23 protein-coding genes are annotated in these 23,719 nt (G+C 41.8%); 12 read left to right on the top strand and 11 right to left on the bottom strand.

Annotated features, from left to right (window positions below):
• Positions 1-296 precede the first annotated feature (296 nt).
• Positions 297-1,418 (top strand): glycosyltransferase family 4 protein, encoded by a 1,122-nt coding sequence (locus tag RSJ42_RS12325; protein ID WP_410507579.1) that lies wholly within the window; start codon positions 297-299, stop codon positions 1,416-1,418.
• Between the two features lie 125 nt (positions 1,419-1,543).
• Here the strand turns inward: RSJ42_RS12325 and RSJ42_RS12320 are convergent, their stop codons facing one another.
• Positions 1,544-2,710, bottom strand: coding sequence for a glycosyltransferase family 4 protein (locus tag RSJ42_RS12320; RefSeq protein WP_410507578.1), 1,167 nt, complete (start codon positions 2,708-2,710; stop codon positions 1,544-1,546).
• Positions 2,711-2,789: 79 nt separating this feature from the next.
• Here RSJ42_RS12320 and RSJ42_RS12315 point away from each other — a divergent pair, with 79 nt between their 5' ends.
• From RSJ42_RS12315 to RSJ42_RS12285, 7 genes are all read left to right on the top strand, one after another.
• On the top strand, positions 2,790-3,944 hold the full coding sequence (locus RSJ42_RS12315) for a glycosyltransferase family 4 protein (protein ID WP_410507577.1): 1,155 nt from the start codon (positions 2,790-2,792) through the stop codon (positions 3,942-3,944).
• A gap of 64 nt (positions 3,945-4,008) precedes the next feature.
• Positions 4,009-6,537: an oligosaccharyl transferase, archaeosortase A system-associated gene (locus RSJ42_RS12310; RefSeq protein ID WP_410507576.1), complete on the top strand. Its 2,529-nt coding sequence runs from the start codon at positions 4,009-4,011 to the stop codon at positions 6,535-6,537.
• A 513-nt stretch (positions 6,538-7,050) separates the two neighbouring features.
• A complete protein-coding gene (locus RSJ42_RS12305; RefSeq protein ID WP_410507575.1) occupies positions 7,051-9,576 on the top strand; it encodes an oligosaccharyl transferase, archaeosortase A system-associated in 2,526 nt (841 codons plus the stop codon).
• A gap of 181 nt (positions 9,577-9,757) precedes the next feature.
• The gene (gene hacB / locus RSJ42_RS12300; RefSeq protein WP_410507574.1) at positions 9,758-10,264 is read left to right on the top strand and encodes a homoaconitase small subunit; all 507 of its coding nucleotides are present in this window, start codon (positions 9,758-9,760) and stop codon (positions 10,262-10,264) included.
• Positions 10,265-10,398: 134 nt separating this feature from the next.
• Positions 10,399-11,289: a hypothetical protein gene (locus RSJ42_RS12295; protein WP_410507573.1), complete on the top strand. Its 891-nt coding sequence runs from the start codon at positions 10,399-10,401 to the stop codon at positions 11,287-11,289.
• A gap of 59 nt (positions 11,290-11,348) precedes the next feature.
• Complete coding sequence (locus RSJ42_RS12290; protein ID WP_410507572.1) at positions 11,349-11,909, top strand: manganese efflux pump MntP family protein; 561 nt, start codon at positions 11,349-11,351, stop codon at positions 11,907-11,909.
• 66 nt (positions 11,910-11,975) lie between these two features.
• Positions 11,976-12,974, top strand: a complete 999-nt coding sequence (locus tag RSJ42_RS12285) for an isocitrate/isopropylmalate dehydrogenase family protein (RefSeq protein ID WP_410507571.1) — start codon at positions 11,976-11,978, stop codon at positions 12,972-12,974.
• A gap of 279 nt (positions 12,975-13,253) precedes the next feature.
• Here RSJ42_RS12285 and RSJ42_RS12280 read toward each other — a convergent pair whose 3' ends face one another.
• Complete coding sequence (locus tag RSJ42_RS12280) at positions 13,254-13,463, bottom strand: hypothetical protein (protein ID WP_410507570.1); 210 nt, start codon at positions 13,461-13,463, stop codon at positions 13,254-13,256.
• A 95-nt stretch (positions 13,464-13,558) separates the two neighbouring features.
• On the opposite strand from RSJ42_RS12280, the gene budA reads away from it, so the two are divergent.
• Both budA and RSJ42_RS12270 read left to right on the top strand, forming a co-directional pair.
• Positions 13,559-14,422 (top strand): acetolactate decarboxylase, encoded by an 864-nt coding sequence (budA, locus tag RSJ42_RS12275; protein ID WP_410507569.1) that lies wholly within the window; start codon positions 13,559-13,561, stop codon positions 14,420-14,422.
• Positions 14,423-14,461: 39 nt separating this feature from the next.
• Positions 14,462-15,709 (top strand): RNA-guided endonuclease InsQ/TnpB family protein, encoded by a 1,248-nt coding sequence (locus RSJ42_RS12270; RefSeq protein WP_410507212.1) that lies wholly within the window; start codon positions 14,462-14,464, stop codon positions 15,707-15,709.
• Positions 15,710-16,261: 552 nt separating this feature from the next.
• Here RSJ42_RS12270 and RSJ42_RS12265 read toward each other — a convergent pair.
• The 9 genes from RSJ42_RS12265 to RSJ42_RS12225 form a co-directional block, all read right to left on the bottom strand.
• Complete coding sequence (locus RSJ42_RS12265; RefSeq protein ID WP_410507568.1) at positions 16,262-16,405, bottom strand: hypothetical protein; 144 nt, start codon at positions 16,403-16,405, stop codon at positions 16,262-16,264.
• 213 nt (positions 16,406-16,618) lie between these two features.
• Positions 16,619-16,795, bottom strand: coding sequence for a hypothetical protein (locus RSJ42_RS12260; RefSeq protein ID WP_410507567.1), 177 nt, complete (start codon positions 16,793-16,795; stop codon positions 16,619-16,621).
• On the bottom strand, positions 16,761-17,267 hold the full coding sequence (locus RSJ42_RS12255; RefSeq protein WP_410507566.1) for a ferritin family protein: 507 nt from the start codon (positions 17,265-17,267) through the stop codon (positions 16,761-16,763). The genes RSJ42_RS12260 and RSJ42_RS12255 overlap by 35 nt, the downstream gene beginning before the upstream one ends.
• Before the next feature lie 50 nt (positions 17,268-17,317).
• Positions 17,318-17,953, bottom strand: a complete 636-nt coding sequence (gene afpA, locus RSJ42_RS12250) for an archaeoflavoprotein AfpA (RefSeq protein WP_410507565.1) — start codon at positions 17,951-17,953, stop codon at positions 17,318-17,320.
• A gap of 100 nt (positions 17,954-18,053) precedes the next feature.
• Positions 18,054-18,746: a flavodoxin family protein gene (locus RSJ42_RS12245; RefSeq protein ID WP_410507564.1), complete on the bottom strand. Its 693-nt coding sequence runs from the start codon at positions 18,744-18,746 to the stop codon at positions 18,054-18,056.
• A gap of 975 nt (positions 18,747-19,721) precedes the next feature.
• The gene (locus RSJ42_RS12240) at positions 19,722-20,069 is read right to left on the bottom strand and encodes a carboxymuconolactone decarboxylase family protein (protein ID WP_410507563.1); all 348 of its coding nucleotides are present in this window, start codon (positions 20,067-20,069) and stop codon (positions 19,722-19,724) included.
• Between the two features lie 69 nt (positions 20,070-20,138).
• Positions 20,139-20,360, bottom strand: coding sequence for a DUF2180 family protein (locus RSJ42_RS12235; protein ID WP_410507562.1), 222 nt, complete (start codon positions 20,358-20,360; stop codon positions 20,139-20,141).
• 10 nt (positions 20,361-20,370) lie between these two features.
• On the bottom strand, positions 20,371-20,601 hold the full coding sequence (locus RSJ42_RS12230; RefSeq protein ID WP_410507561.1) for a DUF2180 family protein: 231 nt from the start codon (positions 20,599-20,601) through the stop codon (positions 20,371-20,373).
• 104 nt (positions 20,602-20,705) lie between these two features.
• Positions 20,706-20,831, bottom strand: a complete 126-nt coding sequence (locus RSJ42_RS12225; RefSeq protein ID WP_015411233.1) for a desulfoferrodoxin FeS4 iron-binding domain-containing protein — start codon at positions 20,829-20,831, stop codon at positions 20,706-20,708.
• Positions 20,832-21,549: 718 nt separating this feature from the next.
• On the opposite strand from RSJ42_RS12225, the gene mer reads away from it, so the two are divergent.
• The gene (gene mer / locus RSJ42_RS12220; protein WP_410507560.1) at positions 21,550-22,536 is read left to right on the top strand and encodes a 5,10-methylenetetrahydromethanopterin reductase; all 987 of its coding nucleotides are present in this window, start codon (positions 21,550-21,552) and stop codon (positions 22,534-22,536) included.
• Positions 22,537-22,635: 99 nt separating this feature from the next.
• Positions 22,636-23,676 (top strand): F420H2 dehydrogenase subunit FpoF, encoded by a 1,041-nt coding sequence (gene fpoF, locus RSJ42_RS12215; protein ID WP_410507559.1) that lies wholly within the window; start codon positions 22,636-22,638, stop codon positions 23,674-23,676.
• The last annotated feature ends 43 nt before the right edge of the window (positions 23,677-23,719 follow it).

Raw genomic sequence — 23,719 nt, 5'->3', positions numbered from 1 at the left:
CTGTCCCAACTAATATCAATTAATACATAGAAACCCATTATGATAGGAAAATTTGTCATAATTCTTTATTTACTCTCAATATACGCTCCGTTTCAAGTCTCTCTGCCCTTTATATATGAAAATTAAATAGGACTTACGCACTTGAGGATTAGAATCATGATCAATAGACCTTGCAGTTAAATCGTCTATTTAGACAGTTGAAGGTTTAGAGCTGTTGTTTTTCAGTTCAACCGCGTAAGTCCTATTAAATCTTGCTGAAAATCATCAACAAATCATCAACTGACGGTGAAACATTAATGAAGATAGCCTTTCTTGCGACAAAGTTGACTAAACACGATGCTATAAGTAATTACAGTGTAGATATTCTAAAAAAACTTTCAGGCAGCCATAAGGTTGACCTTTATACTTTTGCAAACCAGGCAGAAATCCCGTCTAAAGCTGGTCAATATAATTATACAAGCATAAAAGATCACAATCTTAAATCTGTCTTTTTTTCAACGACAAAAATATATCAACTTGCTCGAAAACTAGAAAAATATGATCTGTTAATTTTATGCGGTCCGGATGTACCTGTACTGGTCAGTGCTCACCTCGCCAGACATTTCAACCCTGATTTGAAATTAATATGGGATTTTCACGGTTTAACTCCAATACGTTATATATATTTTAAGGATAAGTTATTGACCTGTATCAGGCGTACTGTAAGCTTCCAATCAATGAAAACAAGCGATTTGATTTTAGTTAGAAGCGAATCTATAAAAAGAGAGATTGAGCAGTATGTTAACTCTGCGGAACGCCTGAAGATATCAGTAATACCAATTGGAATAAACCTTAATCATTTTACAAATGTGGATGCCGAAGAAATTAGAAAAAAGCATAATCTGTACAGTCATTTTGTTTTATTATATGTAGGCCGCCTGGCCCCTTCAAAACAGGTTGATTTCCTGATTAAAGCTCTACCAAATCTTAACCAGGATTTTATCCTGGTTATTGTCGGAGGCGGAATAGAAAAAGAAAACCTGGAGAATCTGGCGGCTTCTTTAAAAGTCAGGGATCGGGTAATTTTCGCCGGAAGGGTTTCGGATGAGGACCTGCCAAAATATTACGCTTCTTCAGATGCATTTGTTACAGCAAGCTTACACGAAGGATTTTGTGTGCCAATTATAGAATCTTTCGCTTGCGGTAAACCAGCTGTAGTCCCTGACAGGACCGCAATGCCAGAGGTAGTTGATGGCGGTGGGTTCATTTATGATGGTTCTATTGAAGATTTTTTGCTTAAATTGAAAAATTTTAAAAATAGGGTGATCCTTGAAGAACTTAATATAAAAGTAAATCAAGTAATCAAAAAATATGATATCTCAAAAGTGTCTGAAGAATATTTAAAAATAATCGAAAAATTTATGGATGAATCAAAATAATGACCTTTTTCTTCATTATCTTGATTAGTTAACTTTAACTATCTCCCACAATTTTTTCAGTTTAAACCGAGTCTCAAAAGCTTTAAACTTACAAATTTTTTAAAGTTTCCTGAAGCAAATGAAATTCACTTTGCACTGTATATTTTTTCTATTTCTTTTGTTACCTGGTCCCAATCGTAAATGGCCAGATTCTTGATATTCAATTTACGGTTAAATTTTAAATCTTTTACCTGATTTATTAATTTAATTAAATTCTCTCTTTTATCCGGTTGATCCACTCCGAAACATTGAATCCCATCAATAAATTCCTCAAGTGCGCTCCCCTTCGCAACCACACAGGGAGTCCCTGCGGCAAGTGCCTCAGCAACTGTAATTCCATACGCTTCATGAGAAGAAAGCATCAAAAATATATCGGCAACTGCATAACATTCAAGCAGCTCTTTTCTTGAAAGGTTCTTTAACCATTCAACTCTTTCCTCTACCTTCAAGCTCTCTGCCATATTGTGAAGTTCTGCTTCATACGGTCCTCTGCCTACAATCCTCAACCTGAACTCTCGAAGTTCAGGAAGAATTTGAATGATATGCTGAACCCCTTTATATTCTTCCAGGCGGCCCACATATAGCAGGGTTCTTTCTTTTCTGGACCTCCCTTCTTCAGCTTTTTCTATACCAGATATTACTCTTTCAGTCCTCTCTTCTATGATTTCTCCAGCGGTTTTATCAATTGATTTATCTTTCTGTCTGGATCTCAGATGTTCAAATTCTGAGAGATTTATCCCATTTGGAATTTTCACAGTTTTTCCTGAGACCTTAAAATCAGTTTCAACGAGCCCTCTTTCATAATCCGAGACACAGATTACGGAGTCTGCTCTGGAAAATATCATCTTTCCAAAGAGCCTGTACGGTTTATGCAGGAGGTTTCTGAATGCTGTGTGCCCGCTCCGGTGGTAGTGCGGTGTGAACACAAGTTTCCTCCCGTTTTTTCCAAGGGCTGCGAATAACGCAGGAAGCGCGTGGTAGCTGTGAGCGTGAATCACATCAAAATCCTGTTTTTTCAGGTAAAAGTAGATCTGCGGGGCAAAGAAATATGCATTCCCCGGAGCAAAAGACCTGAACCTTATGACTTCCACCCCATTTATAGTGCCCTTTTTGCCAAGCTTTCCAGTCGGGTCCGTTGTTATAACCTCAACTTTATGCCCTGCCCTTACCAGCCTCTCACTAATCTCTTTGACGTGAGTTTCCACTCCTCCAATGTCAGGAGAGTAACGGGGGCAAATCTGGGCTATTTTCAAGAATGAACCTCTCTTACGCGAATAATTATAACAAGTAATGCATTAGCTTAATATAAAGATAATGTGATAGTTAAGAGGGATGGAAACCAGCAGGAACATTTGCATAGTCGGTCCTTCCAAGCGTTTTTTAAGTGGCATAAGTTATTACACCATTCGCCTGGCAAATGCTATGGCTCAGGAAAAAAACGTTTCTGTAATTTGCTTCCGGCAGTTGCTTCCAACCTTTCTTTTTCCAGGAAAATCTCACGTCGGAAAAGATATTTCATCCCTGAACTTTTCATCCGGGATCCCTGTTTTTGATGGAATGGACTATAATAATCCTCTAACATGGGTCAGGGCATACAATTTTATGAAAGAACAGGAACCGGACGTCGTAATTCTGCAGTGGTGGACTTCATCGATCGCCCATATGCAGCTTCTGCTGAAGATATTTGCAGGCCTGTTAAACAAACCAAAAATTATTATAGAATTTCATGAGGTTGTGGACCCATTTGAAGAGTCTATACTTCCGATCCGCCTGTATTCAAAAATAACCGGAAAGCTGCTTCGAAAAAACCTTGACGCATATATTACCCACTCTGAATCCGATAAACAGCTTGTTGCAGAAAGATACGCGATTGCCCCTGGGAAAATTCATGTAATTCCTCACGGGCTTTACGACCAGTATGGAGAACTTCTGAACAAAAATGAATCAAGAGAGAATCTTTCGATAAAAGATGAATTTGTCATTCTCTCATTTGGTCTAATTCGAAAGTATAAAGGTACCTCTTACCTGATCCGGGCTTTTGAACAATTCCCTTCCGGAATCCTAGAGAAAAGCAGGTTGTTGATTGTCGGAGAGGTCTGGGAAGAGCGAAAAGAACTTCTTGACCAGATTAATGCTTCTCCGGCACATAAAAAAATTACACTTATAGATGAGTACATCCCTGATGACAGGGTAAACCTTTATTTCAGCGCTGCAGATGTGGTGGTTCTGCCCTACCTGAGGGCTTCGCAGAGTGGGATTGCCCATATTGCTATGTCTTTTGGGAAACCTGTTGTTGTTTCCGAAGTAGGGGGGTTGAAAGAATCAATGGCCGGATACGAGGGTACCTTTTTTATTCCTCCGGGGGATGTAGATTCCATAGGGAAAGCTATCCTGAACCTGTTCGGGACTGAGATGTATTATGAAGTTCCGGATCAAAAGTGGGATAAGATTATAAACCGTTACATCGATTTAATACAGTCTATTTAATTTCTTCTTCTATACTCCTACGTTAGTTCCCTGTATCTCCTGAAGCGATTACCAAGTGATTACAATGAATTCTCAGGATCGTCCTATCTCAGTATCCAAATCCAGAACCAAATCCAGCTTGCCGTATACTCTGGCAGTTGCGATGATTGGTTTTATAGCTCTATGGATCAGAATTCTTCCTTCAGATTCTGTTTTTTTATCCAATGGGTTTGTAAGGTTCACAAGTAATGATCCCTTGTACCATATGAGAACCTTGAATGTTCTTCTTGAAAACTACCCTCACAGGATGTTTTTCAACCCCATGACTAACTATCCTGCTGGGAGTTACATTCATTTTGGCCCTCTTTATGACCAGATGATGGCTATCACATCCCTTATTTTAGGGCTGGGCAGTCCGGGTCAGGACCTGGTTAATACCGTTGGAGCTTATTTTCCTGCAGTTCTCGGAGCTCTTACTGTAATTCCTGTCTACTATATAGGCAAGTATCTCGGAGGCCACAAGACTGGCATACTTGCTGCAATCCTGATCGCTTTTGCGCCGGGGCAATTTTTGTACCGCTCAATGGTTGGTTTTACAGACCACCATGTAGCTGAATCCCTTTTCAGCACTCTTTTCATGATGTTTTTCATGCTTGCAATAATTACAGCAAAGAAAAAGAACCTGCGTTTTGAGCATGTTACAGCCAAAAACTTCACTGTACTTAAAGAGCCTCTGATTTATTCCGCTATTGCCGGTGTTATGTATTCCGCTTATCAGCTTTCGTGGGCTGGGGCTTCCCTTTTCTTACTTGTTACTCTGGTTTATGCTGTAATACAGTATATCCTTGACAGCTTTAATGGCGAGTCAAGCGATTACCTCGGGTTTACAGGTATAGTCACATTCCTGGTAAGTGCGATACTTATACTCCCATTTGTTCATCCTGATATGGGCTTTTCTTTCTATTATTATTCCTGGTTCCATGTTGCTACTGCCATTGGATCAATCGCAGGGTTTGCAGCTTTAAGTTTTATTCAAAGGGAGTTTAAAAATAGAGGTCTAAAAGCTTACTACTATCCTCTGGCAATACTCGGACTTGGTATCCTGGGTCTGCTTGCGGTAAGGATCGTTTCTCCATCCGTTTATTCCCTTATCATAAATGCCCCAGGTATGGTTTTTGGAGTCCAGACTGGAGGTATTTCCACAGTCGAGGAAGTTTCTTCCATATTCTATGATGGCAAGGTTTTCACTCTATCGAAAGTTTTCGGAAACTTTACTGCCTCAGGTTTCTTTGCTTCTTTGCTAGGAATTTTTGTCCTGACCATAAACCTGTTCAGTAAACCAAGCCCCGAAAAAGTGCTGGTTCTGGTCTGGAGCCTTTTAATGCTCTTTGCAATTTATGGTCAGGTCCGCTATGCAAATTATTATTCGGTAAATGTTTCACTTCTCAGCGCCTATCTTGGAGGCCTGCTGCTTGAAAAGGTAAAATGGAACCGGCTTGACGAGAAGTTTAAAGCAACTGTAAAGTCTCCTGCAGATTTTCCGGGTTTTTTAAGGTTCGTAAAAATAGAGCAGGCTCTTGCAGTGCTGGCTATAGCAATCTTTCTAATCTATCCTGTGTACGGATCTGCAATGCTATATACACATACTACCGGAGGCGATCCGGATGGAACATGGATAGAAGCATGCCTGTGGCTTAAAGCTTATACTCCTGATCCCGGTATGGACTACAACGCTATCTATGAAGCTCCCGAAGATGGGGAACTTTTTAATTACCCTGATTCTGCGTACGGAGTTATGTCCTGGTGGGACTACGGTCACTACATAGAAACCCTGGGACACAGGATGCCCAATGCCAATCCTTTCCAGGCTGGTATCGGAGGGCGTAGAGGAAGCATTGACGAACCGAATATGCCCGGTGCTGCAACCTTTTTCACAGCCCAATCAGAAGAAGAGGCTACTGCAGTGCTCGAAGCTATCCATCCTGATCCGGATAAATCCGGAGCCCGTTACATTGTTTCGGATGAGATGATGGCTACAGGCAAATTCCATGCAATGACAGTCTGGACTCTTGATACCGATGGGTATTACCAGCCTTACTGGACAGGTAGTAATTACCAGTACCTCCCTTCCGAACGTTACTTCAATTCAATGGAGTCAAGGCTGCATATTCTGGATGGAAATGGCTTGAAACAGTACCGCCTTGTCCATGAGACCTGGGCATACCAGACTCAGCAGGAAATAGGGTATAAACAGGTCTATAATTTCCTTTATGGAGGCAATATCCCTGAAGTTGATACAGGTTTTGTTAAAATTTTCGAATACGTGAAAGGTGCAAAAATCACAGGAACAGCTTCCCCCAATGAGACTGTTAATATAAACACTACAATTTTAACCGGCCAGGGGAGAACCTTTGAATACTCCCAGTCGACCACTTCCGATGCTGAAGGAAGATATGAATTTACTGTTCCTTATTCAACCGAAGGTCCTGTGCCAGGGGAAACCCAGTTCGACACTGCACCTGCAGGCGCTTATGTTGTAAGCTGCGGGGATACGACCAGGGAAGTAAGGGTCAGTGAAGAAGCCGTGCTGAATGGGGAAGAAGTAAAAGTCTGAACCCGTTAGCAGAATTGGTTCGCAGTCAGTAGAATTGGTTAACAGCCAGTAGAATTGGTTAATTATCTACTGATCTTTCTTACTTTCTTTCCCTTTTTATAGCTATATTACTCCGGGTTTTAGGAGGAGCATCTTATTTTTTAATACATATTTCCTGTTTTTCCTGATTGTCCGCTACTTTGATATATGATTAAGAAAGTTATTTTACATGTTCAGGGTTTCTCAAAGTGTAATTGTGCCTGCTGAATTCTTTTAGAAAACGTTTTACTATATTTGGGAAAGATAACTTGAGAAAGTAATAAATGCCAGATTCCATTGTACTCGTCATATCCGTATGGCACCTTTTTATCCTGGATACCGCTTTAATATCGTGGGATAAAAAGAACCGTCGATTAAAAAATCATAACTGGGATAAAATTATAAACCTATAGATTAAATTACACAATCTGTTCACTTTCTTTTCACATAATTTATATATTTGATTGTAAATATTTACTCCGAAAGGGGATAACTATGAATTCTGAGAATCATCCTGTATCAGCATTTAGATCTAAAATAAAATCCAGTTTGCCTTATACTCTGGCAGTTGCGATAATTGGCTTTGTATCCCTACTGATAAGAATACGCCCTTATGATTATGTGTTCCTGTCCAGTGGGTTTGTAAAGTTCACAAGTAATGACGCCTGGTACCATATGAGGACCTTGAATGTTCTTCTTGAAAACTACCCTCACAGGATGTTTTTCAACCCCATGACTAACTATCCTGCTGGGAGTCACATCCATTTTGGCCCTCTTTATGACCAGATGATGGCTATCACATCCCTTATTTTAGGGCTGGGCAGCCCGGGTCAGGACCTGGTTAATACCGTTGGAGCTTATTTTCCTGCAGTTCTCGGGGCACTTACTGTGATTCCTGTCTATTACATAGGCAAATATCTCGGGGGCCATAAGACTGGCATACTTGCTGCAATCCTGATCGCTTTTGCGCCGGGGCAATTTTTGCAGCGGTCACTTCTTGGTTTCACAGACCACCATGTAGCTGAATCCCTTTTCAGCACTCTTTTCATGATGTTTTTCATGCTTGCAATAATTACAGCAAAGAAAAAGAACCTGCGTTTTGAGCATGTTACAGCCAAAAACTTCACTGTACTTAAAGAGCCTCTGATTTATTCCGCTATTGCCGGTGTTATGTATTCCGCTTATCAGCTTTCGTGGGCTGGGGCTTCCCTTTTCTTACTTGTTACTCTGGTTTATGCTGTAGTCCAGTATATCCTTGACAGCTTTAATGGCGAGTCAAGCGATTACCTCGGGTTTACAGGTATAGTCACATTCCTGGTAAGTGCGATACTTATACTCCCATTCGTTCATCCTGATATGGGCTTTTCTTTCTATTATTACTCCTGGTTCCATGTTGCTACTGCCATTGGATCAATCGCAGGGTTTGCAGCTTTAAGCTTTATTCAAAGGGAGTTTAAAAATAGAAATCTGAAAGCTTACTACTATCCTCTGGCGATACTCGGACTTGGCATTCTGGGTCTGCTTGCGGTAAGGATCGTTTCTCCATCCGTTTATTCCCTTATCATAAATGCCCCAGGTATGGTGTTTGGAGTCCAGACAGGTGGGCCCTCAACAATAGGTGAAGTCTCCTCAATGTTTTTTTATGGTGGTAGTTTCACCCTCCTAAGAGCCTTTAATAACTTTACTGCTTCCGGATTTTTTGCCTCAATCCTTGGTATAATTGTTCTTTTTGTGAGTGTATTCCGGAAAGCAAAACCCGAAAAAGTGCTGGTTCTGGTCTGGAGCCTTTTAATGCTCTTTGCAATTTATGGGCAGAACCGCTTTGGATATTATTATTCGGTAAATGTTTCACTTCTCAGCGCCTATCTTGGAGGCCTGCTGCTTGAAAAGGTAAAATGGAACCAGCTTGACGAGAAGTTTAAAGCAACTGTAAAGTCTCCTGCAGATTTTCCGGGTTTTTTAAGGTTCGTAAAAATAGAGCAGGTTCTTGCAGTTCTGGCTATATCAGTCTTTCTGGTCTATCCTGCATACGGAGCAGCACTTATGCAGTCAAATGGTTCCAGTGATCCTGATGATACGTGGATCGAAGCATGCCTGTGGCTTAAAAACTATACTCCTGATCCCGGTATGGACTACAACGCTATCTATGAAGCTCCCGAAGATGGGGAACTTTTTAATTACCCTGATTCTGCGTACGGAGTTATGTCCTGGTGGGATTACGGTCATTACATAGAAACTATCGGGCACAGGATGCCCAATGCCAATCCTTTCCAGGCTGGTATCGGAGGGCGCAGGGTAAGCATCGACGAACCGAATATGCCCGGTGCTGCAACCTTTTTAACTGCCCAGTCCGAAGAAGAGGCCACTGCAGTTCTTGAAGCAATACACCCTGACCCGGATAAATCCGGAGCCCGTTATATTGTTTCAGATGAAAGGATGGCTGTAGATATATTTGGTGCAATGCCTGAATGGACTCTTGATACCGAGGGATATATGGCGCCTTTCTGGACAGGGAGTGGTTACCAGTACCTTCCTTCCGAACGTTACTTCAATTCAATGGAGTCAAGGCTGCATATTCTGGATGGAAATGGCTTGAAACAGTACCGCCTTGTCCATGAGACCTGGGCATACCAGACCCAGGGAGAAGTTGTATACAAACAGATCTACAATTTCCTTTATAAGAGCAACATTCCTGAAGTTGATTCCGGGTATGTCAAGATTTTCGAATACGTGAAAGGTGCAAAAATCACTGGAACAGCTTCCCCTAATGAGACTGTCAATATAAACACTACAATTTTAACCGGTCAGGGAAGAACCTTTGAATATTCCCAGTCGACTACTTCCGATGCTGAAGGAAGGTATGAATTTACTGTACCTTATTCAACTGAAGGTCCCATCCCGGGTGAAACCCAGTTCGACACCGCACCTGCAGGCGCTTATGTTGTAAGCTACGGGGATACGACAAGGGAAGTAAGGGTCAGTGAAGAAGCCGTGCTGAATGGGGAAGAAGTAAAAGTCTGAAGAAATACTTGCAGTTAAAAGAAAGTAAAGTAAAGTAAAAGTAAAACAGCAGGATGTGCAGTTTATATTCTTATGCACATCTGTTTTTTCTTCAATCTATACTTTCAATTTTACTATTTTTTTAGTTTATGTCCGCTACCTAAATATACTATTAAAAAATCCACTCTAAAGGTGATGTGTGATGGAAAACCCTATTAAAGGCCGGGTCTGGAAATTCGGAAACGATATAGATACCGATGTAATTATTCCGGGGAAATACCTGCGGACGAAAGATATGCAGGTTTTTGCGGCTCATGCTATGGAAGGTGTCGACCCTGAGTTCTCAAAGAAAGCAAAACCCGGAGATATAATTGTCGCAGGAGACAATTTCGGATGCGGGTCATCAAGGGAACAGGCGCCCCTTGCTTTAAAGCATGCTGGGATAGCTTGTATTGTAGCAAAGTCTTTTGCAAGGATCTTTTTCAGAAATGCAATTAATGTGGGGCTGCCTTTGATGGAAGCTGATGTTGAATGCGGGGAAGGGGACGAAATCGAGGTTGACCTGTTGAAAGGAGAGGTCAGAGTCCCCGGAAAAGGAGCATTCAAAGGAAACAAACTTCCTGACTTCCTGCTCGACATGCTGACGGACGGAGGGCTTGTTGCCCATAGGAGAAAAGTGCAGGAGCAGCAGAAGGAGAAAGCAGTCTAACAGAGGAAAAAACAGTTTAACAATTATCTAAATCGATAAGCAAGTAAACATATTACTATGTCATATGATCTATAAATTAATCCGATCAGCCAGGTAATCGATCAGCCGGGTAATATTAGAAACAACCGATATCTATGATTTTTCCAGATGAGTACAAACATGTGGGAGTGACAAAAGCACTTCCTTCAGGCACTGAAGAGCCGGTTTATTTTCTCACGGAGTACCTGATAGAAGAAAGAGAAGATCCGGAAACAGGTACTGAGTATGCAGTTTATCGTGTTAGAAAGAGCGGAGACGGGCTCCTCAGGAAGGTTGAAGCCCTTGAGTTAATTGCTTCAGGAGAAGAAGTTACCAAATACGACAGAGAGTTAAATATAAAAGACCGTTCTCTCCTGATTGAAACCTCATTGAAACTCTGTACCGGTAAGGTAAATACCGTGATTTTTACAGGCATTGACAGGCATGTTACAATTGTCCATGAGCCTGATCCCTCTGCTATTCTTGAAATCGAAATCCTTGATGTTGCCCCACCTGAGCCTGCATGGCTTTCCCAGGTAGTGAGGAGGCTTGAAGCCAGTGGAATTTTCGGAGACCTGCAGGTCAGGTTTACTGAAAACATAATCGATCTCAGGCGCTTTGAAGGAGAAAACACTGTTTTCCCGTGCAGTGCATCAGGGCTTGAAGGAAAATGCCTGGACTCGGATATTCTTACCGAAGACGGGCATTTGCTTGTAGGGTGCGAGATCTCAAAGACTCTTTTCGAAATGCGTTTTCCGGGACTTGAATACTCCTTCGTAAATATCTGTCCTTTTAAATCAGAAATAGTCGTGCCTTCAAAAGCTTTTATTACACGCTGCTGCAGGTCCGAAAAATCAGGGCCTGTAAATATCTCAGGTTTTGAAGGGGCTGTTGTCCACTGGGGGGCATCGGAATACCAGGTAGCCGAAGCAATCCGGAATCTTGTAACCCGACTCAGAAGTAAAGGCCGTTATGCAGGACCGGTAAATGAAGCCAGAAACCTTTAAGTGCTAAGTCACTTATTATCCGAAACCCATGTTTAAAACGAAGGTGGAATAACTTTCCAATGTCTTTTTTAACAAACTTCCTTTTAGGGCTCGGGCTTGCAATGGATGCTTTTGCAGTTTCCATGTCAAGCGGCACTACAGTCCGGCCTTTCCGCGTCAGCGACGCTCTTAAGCTGGCTATCTTTTTCGGGAGCTTTCAGGCTCTGATGCCGGTAATTGGCTGGGCTGGGGGAAATACGGTAAGCAGTTTTGTTTCTGACTATGCTCCCTGGATTGCATTTGCGCTTCTGGCTTTAATAGGGGGCAAAATGATTTATGAAGCCCTTTACGGAGACGCGGAAGGAAAGGTAAATTCCCTTAATTACTCCGTGCTTTTCCTTTTAGCAGTTGCAACAAGCATAGACGCCCTTGCAGTTGGGATAAGCTTTGCTTTTCTGGGGACACCCATTCTTGAGCCCGTAATTATCATAGGCTGTGTAACCTTTGTTATGTCATTTTGCGGGGCAATTCTCGGATACAGGATAGGTCATTTCTTTGAGAACGAGGTTGAAATCCTTGGAGGGCTGATCCTTATAGGGCTTGGAGTAAAAATCCTTGCCGAGCACATGCTCTGGATCTGAAGAAATACCTGAAAATCTTAAAAAGTTACGCCAGATTCATATACCTCAAGCCATAGATGCAGTAACATGAAACTCGCGGTAATCGAAGGCGACGGAATTGGCAGGGAAGTAATTCCCGCAGCTGTGGAAGTCCTGGGCGCTTTCGGGCTTGAGCTTGAAAAAGTGCCTCTGGAACTCGGGTATGCAAGGTGGGAAAGAACAGGAACTGCAATGTCAGAAGAAGACCTGGATACAATAAAAAGTTGCGATGCAGTACTTTTTGGTGCGGTTACTACTGTTCCTGACCCGAGTTATAAAAGTGTGCTTCTCACTATCCGGAAAGAACTTGACCTTTATGCCAATGTTCGGCCTGTAAAACCACTCCCAGGAGTAACAGGCGTTACCGGAAGAAATGATTTTGATTTTATTATTGTCAGGGAAAATACCGAGGGGCTGTATTCGGGTATTGAAGAAATAGGCCCTGACCTTTCCTGGACAAAGAGAGTAGTTACCCGCAAAGGCTCTAAAAGGATTGCAGAATACGCCTGCCAACTTGCAAAAAAGAGGTCTGACAAACTGACCATTGTCCATAAATCCAATGTCCTGAAGTCTGACAAACTTTTCCTTGATGTCTGCAGGCAAACTGCGGATGCTTACGGAGTTGAATATAATGACATGCTGGTCGACTCGATGGCTTACAGCCTTATGATGCACCCGGAAAAATACGATGTTGTGGTTACAACCAACCTTTTCGGAGATATCCTGAGCGATATGTGTGCAGCTCTTGTCGGAAGCCTTGGGCTTGTCCCGAGCGCCAATATAGGGAAAAAATACGCCTTCTTTGAGCCTGTGCATGGCAGTGCACCTGACATTGCAGGAAAAGGAGTCTCAAACCCTCTAGCAGCAATTCTATGCGTGAAAATGCTGCTCGAATGGATGGAAAAACCTGAGTCCAGATTAATTGATGACGCAATAGCTGATGCCCTTAAGAAAAAGGTGATCACTCCTGACCTCGGAGGAAAAGCAAGCACGTCAGAAGTCGGATGCGCGGTTGCAAAATATATCAGGGAAAACTGTATAGTCTGAACTTTTAACAGATACGGGGACAGATCTTATATGATCTGTTACATTACTCTCTTCGAGACAGATCGCAGCATACAATCTGTTATATAACTCTCCCTGCAGTACTTAACCTTGCAAGCATTCACTGAGTAGGGTATATACATTCCCTGATCTCCCCTTTTTATAAACCTGGAAGGAGTTCAGGCAAAGTAATACTGATGGAATAGTAGTATGATCAGATAGGGATCTCTTTCACACCTGTATGTATTTGCCTTTTCTCCGTATTTCAATTTTATTTGGTTTTTACCCATCTTTTTCCTGTTTTTGTTTCAGGACTAATTCAACAATAATAACTTCTTTACGGATTTGATCATTATTGATGAAACCCACTTGAACCTTTGAGACATCATTTCTAAAAAATTCAAAATGTTCATAGTACTGTGCTCTCTCAACAAGAGACTCAAAATATCCGTCCATAATTATTCCCTTTCCCATACAGTACTTCAGTCTCATATCTTATAAATTTTATGAGTTCTCTTCAAAAATACTAAAAATGTTTATACTGATTCGTATAATTATATTTTAAAAGAATAAAGTGAGGAATTTGAATGAACAAAAAAAGCCTTCTGGTGATTCTGGTACTTTTGTCAGTTACTTTCTTTTCCGGCTGCACCAGTTCTGCTGACAACTTCTCTGAAACAGCGGGTAATTTTGAGAGAATTGAAAACTCAGGTTCAGAAATTCGCGGGAATGACTCTGATGTTCTTTATCAGATCTCAACAATTGATGCTTTGCTCCAGGGTGTTTATGATGGGGTTCTACCTGTTGCGGAACTTGAAACTCATGGGGACTTCGGTATAGGGACCTTTGACGGGCTCGAAGGGGAAATGCTTGCCCTTGACGGAAATTACTATCAGATAAAAACAGATGGAATTGCATATCCCGTATCCGGGGAAACAACAACTCCTTTTGCCACTGTTACTCATTTTGAAGCAGATGAAAATTTCCGGCTTGATGAGCCAGCAAACCTTACTGAGCTTGAAGCCTCTATCGACCTCAAACTGCCTTCGGAAAATCTCTTTTACGCAGTCAGGGTTGACGGGAACTTCTCTTCCGTAAAAGCAAGGAGTGTGCCCAGGCAGGAAAAGCCTTATCCGAAACTGGCGGATGCTGTTTCCAGCCAGTCTATTTTCGAATTCAAAAACGTAAGCGGCACACTTGTCGGATTCAGGACTCCTGAATATGTGGAAGGTGTAAATGTTCCGGGATATCACCTCCATTTTATCACAGCGGACAGAAGTGCAGGCGGGCATGTGCTTGACCTTGAATTAAAAGATGGAGACGTTGCCTTTGACATTACTCGAGAATTTTTAACTCTAAGGCGGGAAGTCCCCTTCCTCGACAGCCATCAGGCTGGCAGGTGGGGGATGAAAGCCGTCAACTTCCCGACAATTTACTTTTTTAAATTCTGATAGCCTATTTATACACAGACCTCTTGTTTATATACTGCTATGCATCTAACGACAAAAGTTAAGATTTATCCAACAGAAGAACAATTGAAAGTCCTTTGGGAACTTTCAGATAAATGTTGTTCATTGTATAATCTAGCTTTAGCCGAAAGAAAAGATGCATGGAAACTTGAAAGAAAGAGCATCAAGTACGTGGATCAACAAAACAAATTGCCGGATCTCAAGAAAAGAAACCCTGAATACAAAGCTGTTTATTCAAAGACTTTGCAGGGCGTTCTAAAAAAACTTGATGCAAATTATAGATCTTTTTTTGCACTCAGAAAAAATGGAGATCTAAAAGCCAGACCTCCAAATTTCAAAAGCAGGAAATATTTTCAGACAATTCCGTATAATCAAAGTGGATTTTATCAGATTGGTTGTGTCATTTCTTTCTCTCATAAAATAAATGACACCAAACTTGTTTTTGATCTCGGAAAGAAATTTGAAAATATAAAACAAATCGAGATCTATAATGATGATCCTTTCCATGCTAAAGGAGATTTCTATATTTCTGTTACTTATGAAGTCTCTGCACATGAGTACATTGATAATGGTTTATATCAGGCTAATGATGCCGGGATCACAAAAATAGTAACAGCAGTAAATACTCAAGGTAAATTCTTTGAAGTTAAAACTCCAAGAATTGATAAGTACTGGCAACCAAAACTGGATGCTCTAAAATCCAGGAGAGATCACTGTAAAAGAAAGAGCAAAAAATGGGTAAGGCTACACAATATTTATCGTAAAATGGAGAAAAAGAAATCTAATCAGCTTAGAGATTTCCAGCATAAACTATCAAAGAAAATGGTCAACAATACTAAGGCCAATACTATTATTGTGGGAGATCTGAAAACAAAAAACATGGCTCAATCCAAGAGACTTAAAGGAAAAAGAAAAAGAGCTATGAATAGATCTACCCAAAATCAAGGATATTTATCTCGCTTCATCGAATTTTTAGCCTATAAAGCTGAACTTATAGGTAAAAAAGTAATAAAAATTGATGAAAGCTATACTTCCAAAACGTGTTATGTTTGTGGAAAAATCCATGACATGCCACTCTGGAAACGAAATATGGAATGCGATTGTGGCAATTTTATTGATAGAGATTGCAATAGTGCAATCAATATCATGGTAAATTTCCTATTGCAGAATGCCTTGTGGACAGGCTATCAGAAATTCTCTGATAATCTTCGACAAACAGGATTACCGATGTCGGAAAGATTCTTAGAATCTTACCATCAAATGACGTAATCACTCGAAGGAAGCTCCGTCCTCGCCATCAGGCAGGGCGGGGTAGTTCACTGGAGCTTCCTGCCAGCGGAGACTTTTATGATGTAGAGCTGGGTCAGGACCTTCAGGAGGATCTCAAAAAGGTAGAAAAATAGTCCCGGATTCCACTGTTTTATATTTTCCTTTTTCTTTTTATATTATTTCCTTTATTACTTTAAGGAGAAATCCCCATTTTTCCTTCTATTTTTCCTTTATTCTTTTCTTTAAAACTCACCAACAGTTATATATACTTCACCCCCACTCCCCTCATTTTTTGCCGTCTTACCCTTTACTTCTTCTCAAATAAATTACCGTTTTGAATGTATTGATCTCGCTTATTTTTCAGGTCTGTTTGTTCTAAGATCTGTTTGTTCTATTTTGATTATTCTATTTCCTTTTCCTTCTCTCCCTCTTTTGATTTTTTTAGATTTACTTCTCAACATTCCGCCTGTTAAGAGATTTTGCAGCTTTACTATCCTTACCTGTTATTCCCTGTGCATTGTTCCCAATATAACTGACGACTCATTTCTGGTCTCACATATTCGGTACTGAGGCACTGATCTTCAGATTCATTCCCGATATATCCCCGAATTTTCCGGAAATGTCCCTGTTTCTGAAGCTCTCAAACTGTTCATAGTACTGAGCGCGTTCAACCAATCCTTTGAAAATCTCTTCCATTGTATTCACCTCTATTCCTGAAAACTACTTCTGTACTTATTAACTTCCGCCTAGTAGGGTGAAAGTATTTTTCAGAACAGCCCCTAAACTCAATATTTAATTACATATGTGGCTACCTACCCTGAAAATAGCTGATAAATAACCTTAAAGATTCGCAAGAAAGTTTTCAAAAAAGGAGAATTGGCAGAGATTCTTTATGGATTAAATTGTGGTTCAGGCATTAATGACCTCACAACTGTCGCAAACTGTTCCCTGAGTTTTTGCGTCATCGAGTTCTCTGCCGTATTGCCTGTACTGAGTCTGAAGTCCCGGCTCCGGAATTTCTATTCCTGCATGCTCACTGCCTTCTGCATTTTCAGGTCTGCATGCGGAACCTTGTGACCTCTTCAAGGTAACTGTCAATTAGCTCGTAATGGCCCCTTTCATACCTTGACAGCATCTGGAAGAAGTCTTTCTGTTTTTCGTCTTCGGCTCTTTTTGCCAGCTCAGAATAAAAGTCCTCACTCTTTCTCTCATGCCTCATAGCCGCAAGCAGGATTCCTGCGTCTCCAAGGGTAATCTCTCCTCCTTTTGTCCGGGCTGGGTCAAACTCAGGGCTGAAAGACTGTCCACTGGGAACTTCCGTGCTGACAGCAGGCAATTCCTTTTTATCGCGGTATTCTGTAAGATAGCCGAGATGCTTTACTTCTTCATCTGCGAGATGTTTGTAAAGCTGCTTGAATCTTGGGTCTTCCATCAGAGCAGCCTTCTGCATGTAAAAATCTCTTGCTTCGATTTCTCTTTCAATTGCAAGAGCCAGGGCTTCTTCAATTCCTTTAAGATTTTTTACTTCGTCCAGTGTATCCTGATATGCGCTTTTCATATTTTTATCCCCCGCCTTAGTTTTCAAATTTTCCCGATTTTTTAAAGTTTTTAACTCTCGGCTTCACTCTTAGCTTTCTTTTTCTTTCTTTCTTTAACTTTCACTATTATATCTTCAGTAGGCCGTTCAAGTCCGAATATATCATAGATCTCATAAGGATTGGCAAGCAAATTTATATTTTCCATCTGCGCAAGTTTTTCCGAGTTTGTTACATCCACCTCGCGCATAGTAAGCTCAAAAGCCCTGCCGCTGGGTGCAGCAGTTTTTACGGACCCCCTTTTCTGGTCTACGGGGAGGATGAAAATAGGTGTTTTCCCTTTTGCTGTCTGAGAAACTGCATTCGTAACAAGGGTATCTGCAATCCCGTATACGATTTTTGCCACCGTATTGGCGGTTGCCGGGGCTATGAGCAGAAAATCGTAGTATCCCATCTGTAGCGGTCCTGCAATGAATGGAGAGTTAGGGCCTGCATCCACTTTGAAGTTAGGGAAATCGTTCTGGATTTTATCCCACAGATGATACCATTTCATTACGGTTTCTCCTTCCTTGGACAGGAAAACCATTGCCTCAACACCGGTCCTGTTCTTTATATCGACCAGAATGCTGTAGGTTTCAATCATCTGGTCTCCGGAGCCTGTAATTCCCCATGCTATGCGTTTAACCTGTTTGCCTAACGATTCTACCAAAACAACACCTTCCTGGCTTTTAACCATATTTTGATGACTTATTACCCTGATTATGCGGTTCTGATCGGATGTCTGGATCAAAACTCTTTATCCTGCTTGCTTATCTACTGCTTATTTGCTCTTCTTTAGACGCCTCAGGCACAGGAGTCTGAGGCACCTCTACAGAGCCCGCTCTCTTCACGAGCTGGACTGTCTGAATAAGCTTTTTAATAGTTCTTCTAAGGCTACGCAAACCTTCGGAATCCTCCGAGACACCTTCTGCACCTTTATCTTTTGACCAGAAGGTTCCTCCCAGGTTTGCCCCGAAAGAGCCTCCCCCAACCGGAATCATTTCATTAATCACGTAAAAGTTAAGAATCGTCTGAATTGCAGGTTCCTGCCCGCCTATGCGGTCCCCTCCGTCTGCAATTCCCATCCCTACCTTGTTTAAAAAGACTTTAGGGTCTTTTGCAACCACAGCCCTGCAGCGGTCCATTATAGTTTTTGTCTGTGCGCTCACTGTTCCCTGATAAACTGGGGTTCCTATAATCCAGGCATCTGCCCATATCATTTTATCGTATAGCTCAGCCGCAATATCGTCCTTGTGGATGCAGCCTTCTTTTTTCCTGATACAGAAGTCACAATGGATGCAGAAGTTTAATTTTTTTCCTCTGGAGGAGAAATAATCCGTTTCTGCACCATATTTCTCTGTCGCGATTTTGAGAGCTTCCTGAACCACATAATCGGTTGCCATATTCCTGGGACTTCCCGATATTCCCAGAATCCTGATTGGTTTGGTTTCGGTTTCCTGCATGTCCCTTCTCCTTTATCTCTAAATTAATAATCTATAGGACCTTAATAATCTATAGAACCAGGATCATCGAAATTATCTAAATAATAAGGGGTTTCAGGGCAATAATCTTATGCCCGAACGGTTTTAACCCTTTTATCTAGCTTTTACTTCATTTTTCCCTTTATTTTTATTTTTTATAACTTCCGAGTGTACTGGTTAGTAAGAGGGAGGCAATCTCGCCTGCAGCTTCAAATCAGGAGTTGAAATTCCCTCTTCTACAGGATATGTTGACATATCTGTTTACATACACTGCGTATGTCCCTTTTCCGAAAAGTTCGTCAATATGCTCCTGAGGAACAGAATTGTATTCCCAGGCTTAAGGACAAGGGGGGCATTTCCTATTCCTTCGCTTTCGGACACTACACGACAGAAATCGCCCTGTATCCCTTCTTTTAAAACCTCGCTCAGATGGGTAACCATCCAGGGGAGGAATTTCAGCTGAAACCATCCCAATGGGAGTATGGCAACGGGAGCAAAATTCAGGGGAAAGGCCCTGGGCTTCTGAAGCTACACCGTTTCCTGAAGCATTGCCTGATAAAAGAAGCCGCTGTCAGAAAACGAATGCATGAAGCCAGCTCATTCTTCGAAACTTTTCCCTTGACGGCTCGAGCAGACTCCGGATTTCGAAAGCTGGCCAGATCTGAAATCTCCGGGCCTGTTCGACTCTGCGGCTCCGGCAAATATTATTAGCCTTCAAGGAGAGCAGTAATGTTTAAACTTAGAAACCCCGGGCTTTTCATTGCCTTCCCCAATCATTTACTCTGAGCTTTATATCCTTCCCGATTTTGGGTGTGTATCCGGATATTTTCTATCTGGATTTCCGGACACACACTATTCTTTCTCTGCATACATATTTATAATCGAACACACAGCTAAATGTTAAAAAGTCTTTATCCTGGTTAGTAGTTGTGTCCTTTTACTTCAAATTGTATCCTTTTACTTCAGCAGCTTCAGGGCTTCTCTACAGGCAGCTACAGCCGGAGCTCCTGAGGTAATGAAGATAACATCCAGTGTTTCCATAATTTCTTCTCTGGTCACTCCATGGTTGAGGGCACTTTTCATCTGAGCAACGGTACAGGCTTCACATTGCTTGGATGCGACAACTGCAAGAGCCATAAGGATCTTTGTTTTTGCCGACAGGGCTCCATCTGACAGGAGTTTTCCGTCACAGCGCCTGTACTTCCCGAGGAATTCAGGATCGAGTTCTTCAAGAGTTTCAAGGATATGAGGTTTGAATCCCATTTTTTTCCCTATACTTTCCACTACTTCTTTATGCTCTGTCAATTGTTTACCTCCTTTTCATAAAGGTTATTGAATGAATATGTGATTCAATGTATAATTCCTGCAATGGAATTATACGCAGAAATCATCTCCAAGAGTTGCATCGATGCATTCACGGCACATCATTCTGGGAAGGTCTTTCTTTAGCGTCAACTCAGGCAGCGGATAGCCCCCTTTCATAGGAAATTCCACCTGCTTTATATGTTCCATACAGAGACCTTTTCCGCAGATAATGCATACACCTACTGCTTCGCTATCCTTATTATCTCCAAGGCAATCGTAACATTTCAGCATATTGACCACCTCAACACACTTCGTTAAACAGACAGTTCTCTTTCAACGCTACATGGCAGGGTATACAGACAATTCTTTTGATGTGTTCCTGGTCCGGCTTAAGTTCAATAGGATAGTTGCCTTCCCATACAGGTGTTTCCTCATGGATAAGGTGCTCTTTGCAAACCCCTCTTCCACATACGATACAAATTCCCACTGCATCCGTATCTTTGCCCTCCCGGGCACATTCGTAACATTTCATTTTTTTTCCCTCCAAATTGGAAATTCCTGTTTATTCAAGTTTTATCCGAACATCTTCAGATGGATTACCTATACTTCTTTAATATGAGAGAATCTGACTTCTCATTATTCTTCTATGAGGGTCATTTCTTCTCCACAGCAAACAAGTGTTCCACCGCCTACTTTTGTTACGGTTACTTCATTGCCGCAGATCTCGCAGAGGTATTTTTCTCCTTTTTTGGATACACCCATAGCTAATCACCTCCTGTTTCAGTTCCAGTTCCTAAAAATTCTCGTATGGGCTTTCCCCTTGCCCTTTAATGTCCGGAGCAGGCTCCGAGTATTACAACATCCATACTTATTAACCATTCTTTGTATATAATTCTAAGGATTTTTAAAAAAGTAACATAAATTTTTCCCTTCCATTCAAATCTGTCTTATTTTTTTCACACACCTCCCGCCCTCAATCTCAGGCTTATTTTTTATATTTCGGTGACTTTAATCCCGATATTTACAATTATTAAATACAGGATACTCTGCAGAATTCAGCGCCATACATTTTTACAATATAAATCTTTTCCTGCTCCCGGCTGGAATACTACCTTTAAAAAAAGCTAGAATTATCTTTTTTCCAGTCTATTATAATTCTCTATTGAATTATAATATGAAAAATATCTATTTCTGGATAAGATTTATAAGGTTTGATTATTTCTTTTGAATGAGCCATGCTTTGAGCATGCCTCTAACGCAATGACTGTTTGAGGAATTGTTTTATTAACCTTTTTATATACATTTCCTTTAATACAGTTAATTATATATAGACTCTTAAATACTGTTATGTGAATTCTATTTAGAGGTTGTAATTAGCACCTGATGTAATAGATGTTAATTATAATTTGATCTCTATATTTTCACATAGGATAAAAAGACCCCATCTAGCCAAAAATAGTAGACTAAGGAGTAATCAAAGATGAAGTTCGGAATCGAATTTGTACCGGCCGATCCTGCTTTAAAGATCGCATATTACGCAAAGCTTTCAGAACAGCAGGGATTCGACTACGTCTGGATCACTGACCACTACAACAACCGTGACGTATATTCCACTCTTACCGTTCTCGCTCTGAACACCAACAGCATAAAGATAGGCTCCGGTGTTACAAACTCCTATACCAGGAATCCTGCAATTACAGCATCAAGCATTGCTTCCATTGCTGAAATTTCTGGCGGCAGGGCAGTCCTCGGTCTCGGACCTGGAGACAAAGCAACTTTCGATGCCATGGGCATTGCCTGGGAAAAACCTCTCGCAACCACAAAAGAAGCAATTCAGGCTATCAGAGATTTTATTGACGGCAAAAAGGTCTCCATGGAAGGCGAAATGATCAAGTTCGCAGGTGCAAAGCTCGCTTTCAAGGCCGGGAAAGTCCCAATTTATATGGGTGCACAGGGTCCCAAGATGCTCGAACTTGCCGGTGAAATTGCAGATGGTGTCCTTATCAACGCTTCTCACCCCAAGGACTTTGAGGTCGCTGTAGAGCAGATCCGCAAGGGTGCCGCAAAAGTCGGCCGTGACCCCAGTGAAGTCGATGTCACCGCATACGCCTGTTTCTCCATTGACAAAGATCCTGCAAAAGCAGTTAATGCAGCAAAGGTTGTTGTCGCTTTCATAGTCGCCGGGTCCCCTGACCTTGTCCTTGAACGCCACGGCATTTCTGTTGAAGCTAAGAAACAGATCGGAGATGCCATTGCCAAAGGAGACTTCGGATCTCTCATGGGCGGACTTGTTACTCCCCAGATGATCGAAGCCTTTGCAATCTGCGGAACTCCAGAGGACTGCATGAAGAGGATTAAGGATCTTGAGGCAATCGGAGTAACCCAGATCGTTGCCGGTTCCCCAATCGGTCCCGACAAAGAAAAGGCAATAAAGCTTATAGGCAAAGAGATCATTGCAAAGATGTAATTTTATTACATCCTGCAATATTTTTTTAGTTTATTCCAGTTATACTTTTAAAAACACTTGCCAGTAAGGCAAGCTTATCGAGGCATTGGAGGTAATTGATTGCCACCAAAGATTGCAGAAGTCATTCAACATGACGTATGCGCAGCCTGTGGGGCATGCGAAGCAGTATGTCCCATTGGAGCTGTTTCAGTAAAGAAGGCGGCAGAAGTTCGCGACCCTAACGATGCGAGCCTTTATGAAAAAGGGGCTGCGTACCAGGTTTGTGAAGGCTGCCTGACCTGCAGCAGAATCTGTCCGGTAGTGGACGGTTTCATCGAAAACGAGCTTTCTAACGTTCGTAAGTTCTTCGGTGCCAGATCCAGAGATAATGCCGGCAGCCAGGACGGAGGCGTAACGAGCGGAATTCTCAAAACCCTCTTCAATAAAGGTGAAATTGACTGTGCTGTAGGGATTACCCGGAACGAGAACTGGGAGCCTGAGGTTGTTCTGCTTACAAGTGCGGAAGACGTTGAAAGGACAAGAGGGACAAAATACACCTCTGACCCTGTAGTAGCAGCTCTCAGGGAAGCTTTTGAGAAATACGACCGGATTGCAGTAGTAGGAGTACCCTGCCAGGCACATGCTGCACGTTTGATCCGAGAAAACGTAAACGAGAAGATCGTGCTCATAATCGGCCTGCTCTGCATGGAAAGTTTCCAACATGACGTGATGCTCCACAAGATTATCCCTGAGATCATGAAGGTCAATGTCCAGGATATCGTAAAGATGGAATTCACAAAAGGTAAATTCTGGGTTTACACAAAAGACGGAGAGGTCCATTCCGTGCCTATCAAGGACGTTGCAAAGTATGCAAGGAACCCCTGCCATCACTGCTGTGACTACACCTCGGTCTTTGCCGATATTTCCGTGGGTTCGGTTGGAGCGCCTGACGGATGGAACTCTGTTTTCATAAGGACTGAAATCGGGGAAAAATACTTCGATAAAGTCCGTGATGAGATGGAGATCATGGAAGACCCCAAGCCAGGCCTCGAACTCGTTGGAAAACTTATTGAAATGAAGCGCAAGGGTAATGCTGAACATTTCCAGGAAGTCTGCAAGGAATTCAGCTTTGAGACCGGAATCCGCGATGAAACGGTCTGAAGTCCTAAACTTAATCTGAACCGAAACTTAATTTAAATTTTAA

It is taken from the genome of Methanosarcina hadiensis (assembly GCF_046529725.1).
Lineage (GTDB): Archaea > Halobacteriota > Methanosarcinia > Methanosarcinales > Methanosarcinaceae > Methanosarcina > Methanosarcina hadiensis.
The sequence above is the reverse complement of the archived record's forward strand: the minus strand, read 5'-3'. Positions and strand labels throughout refer to the sequence as shown.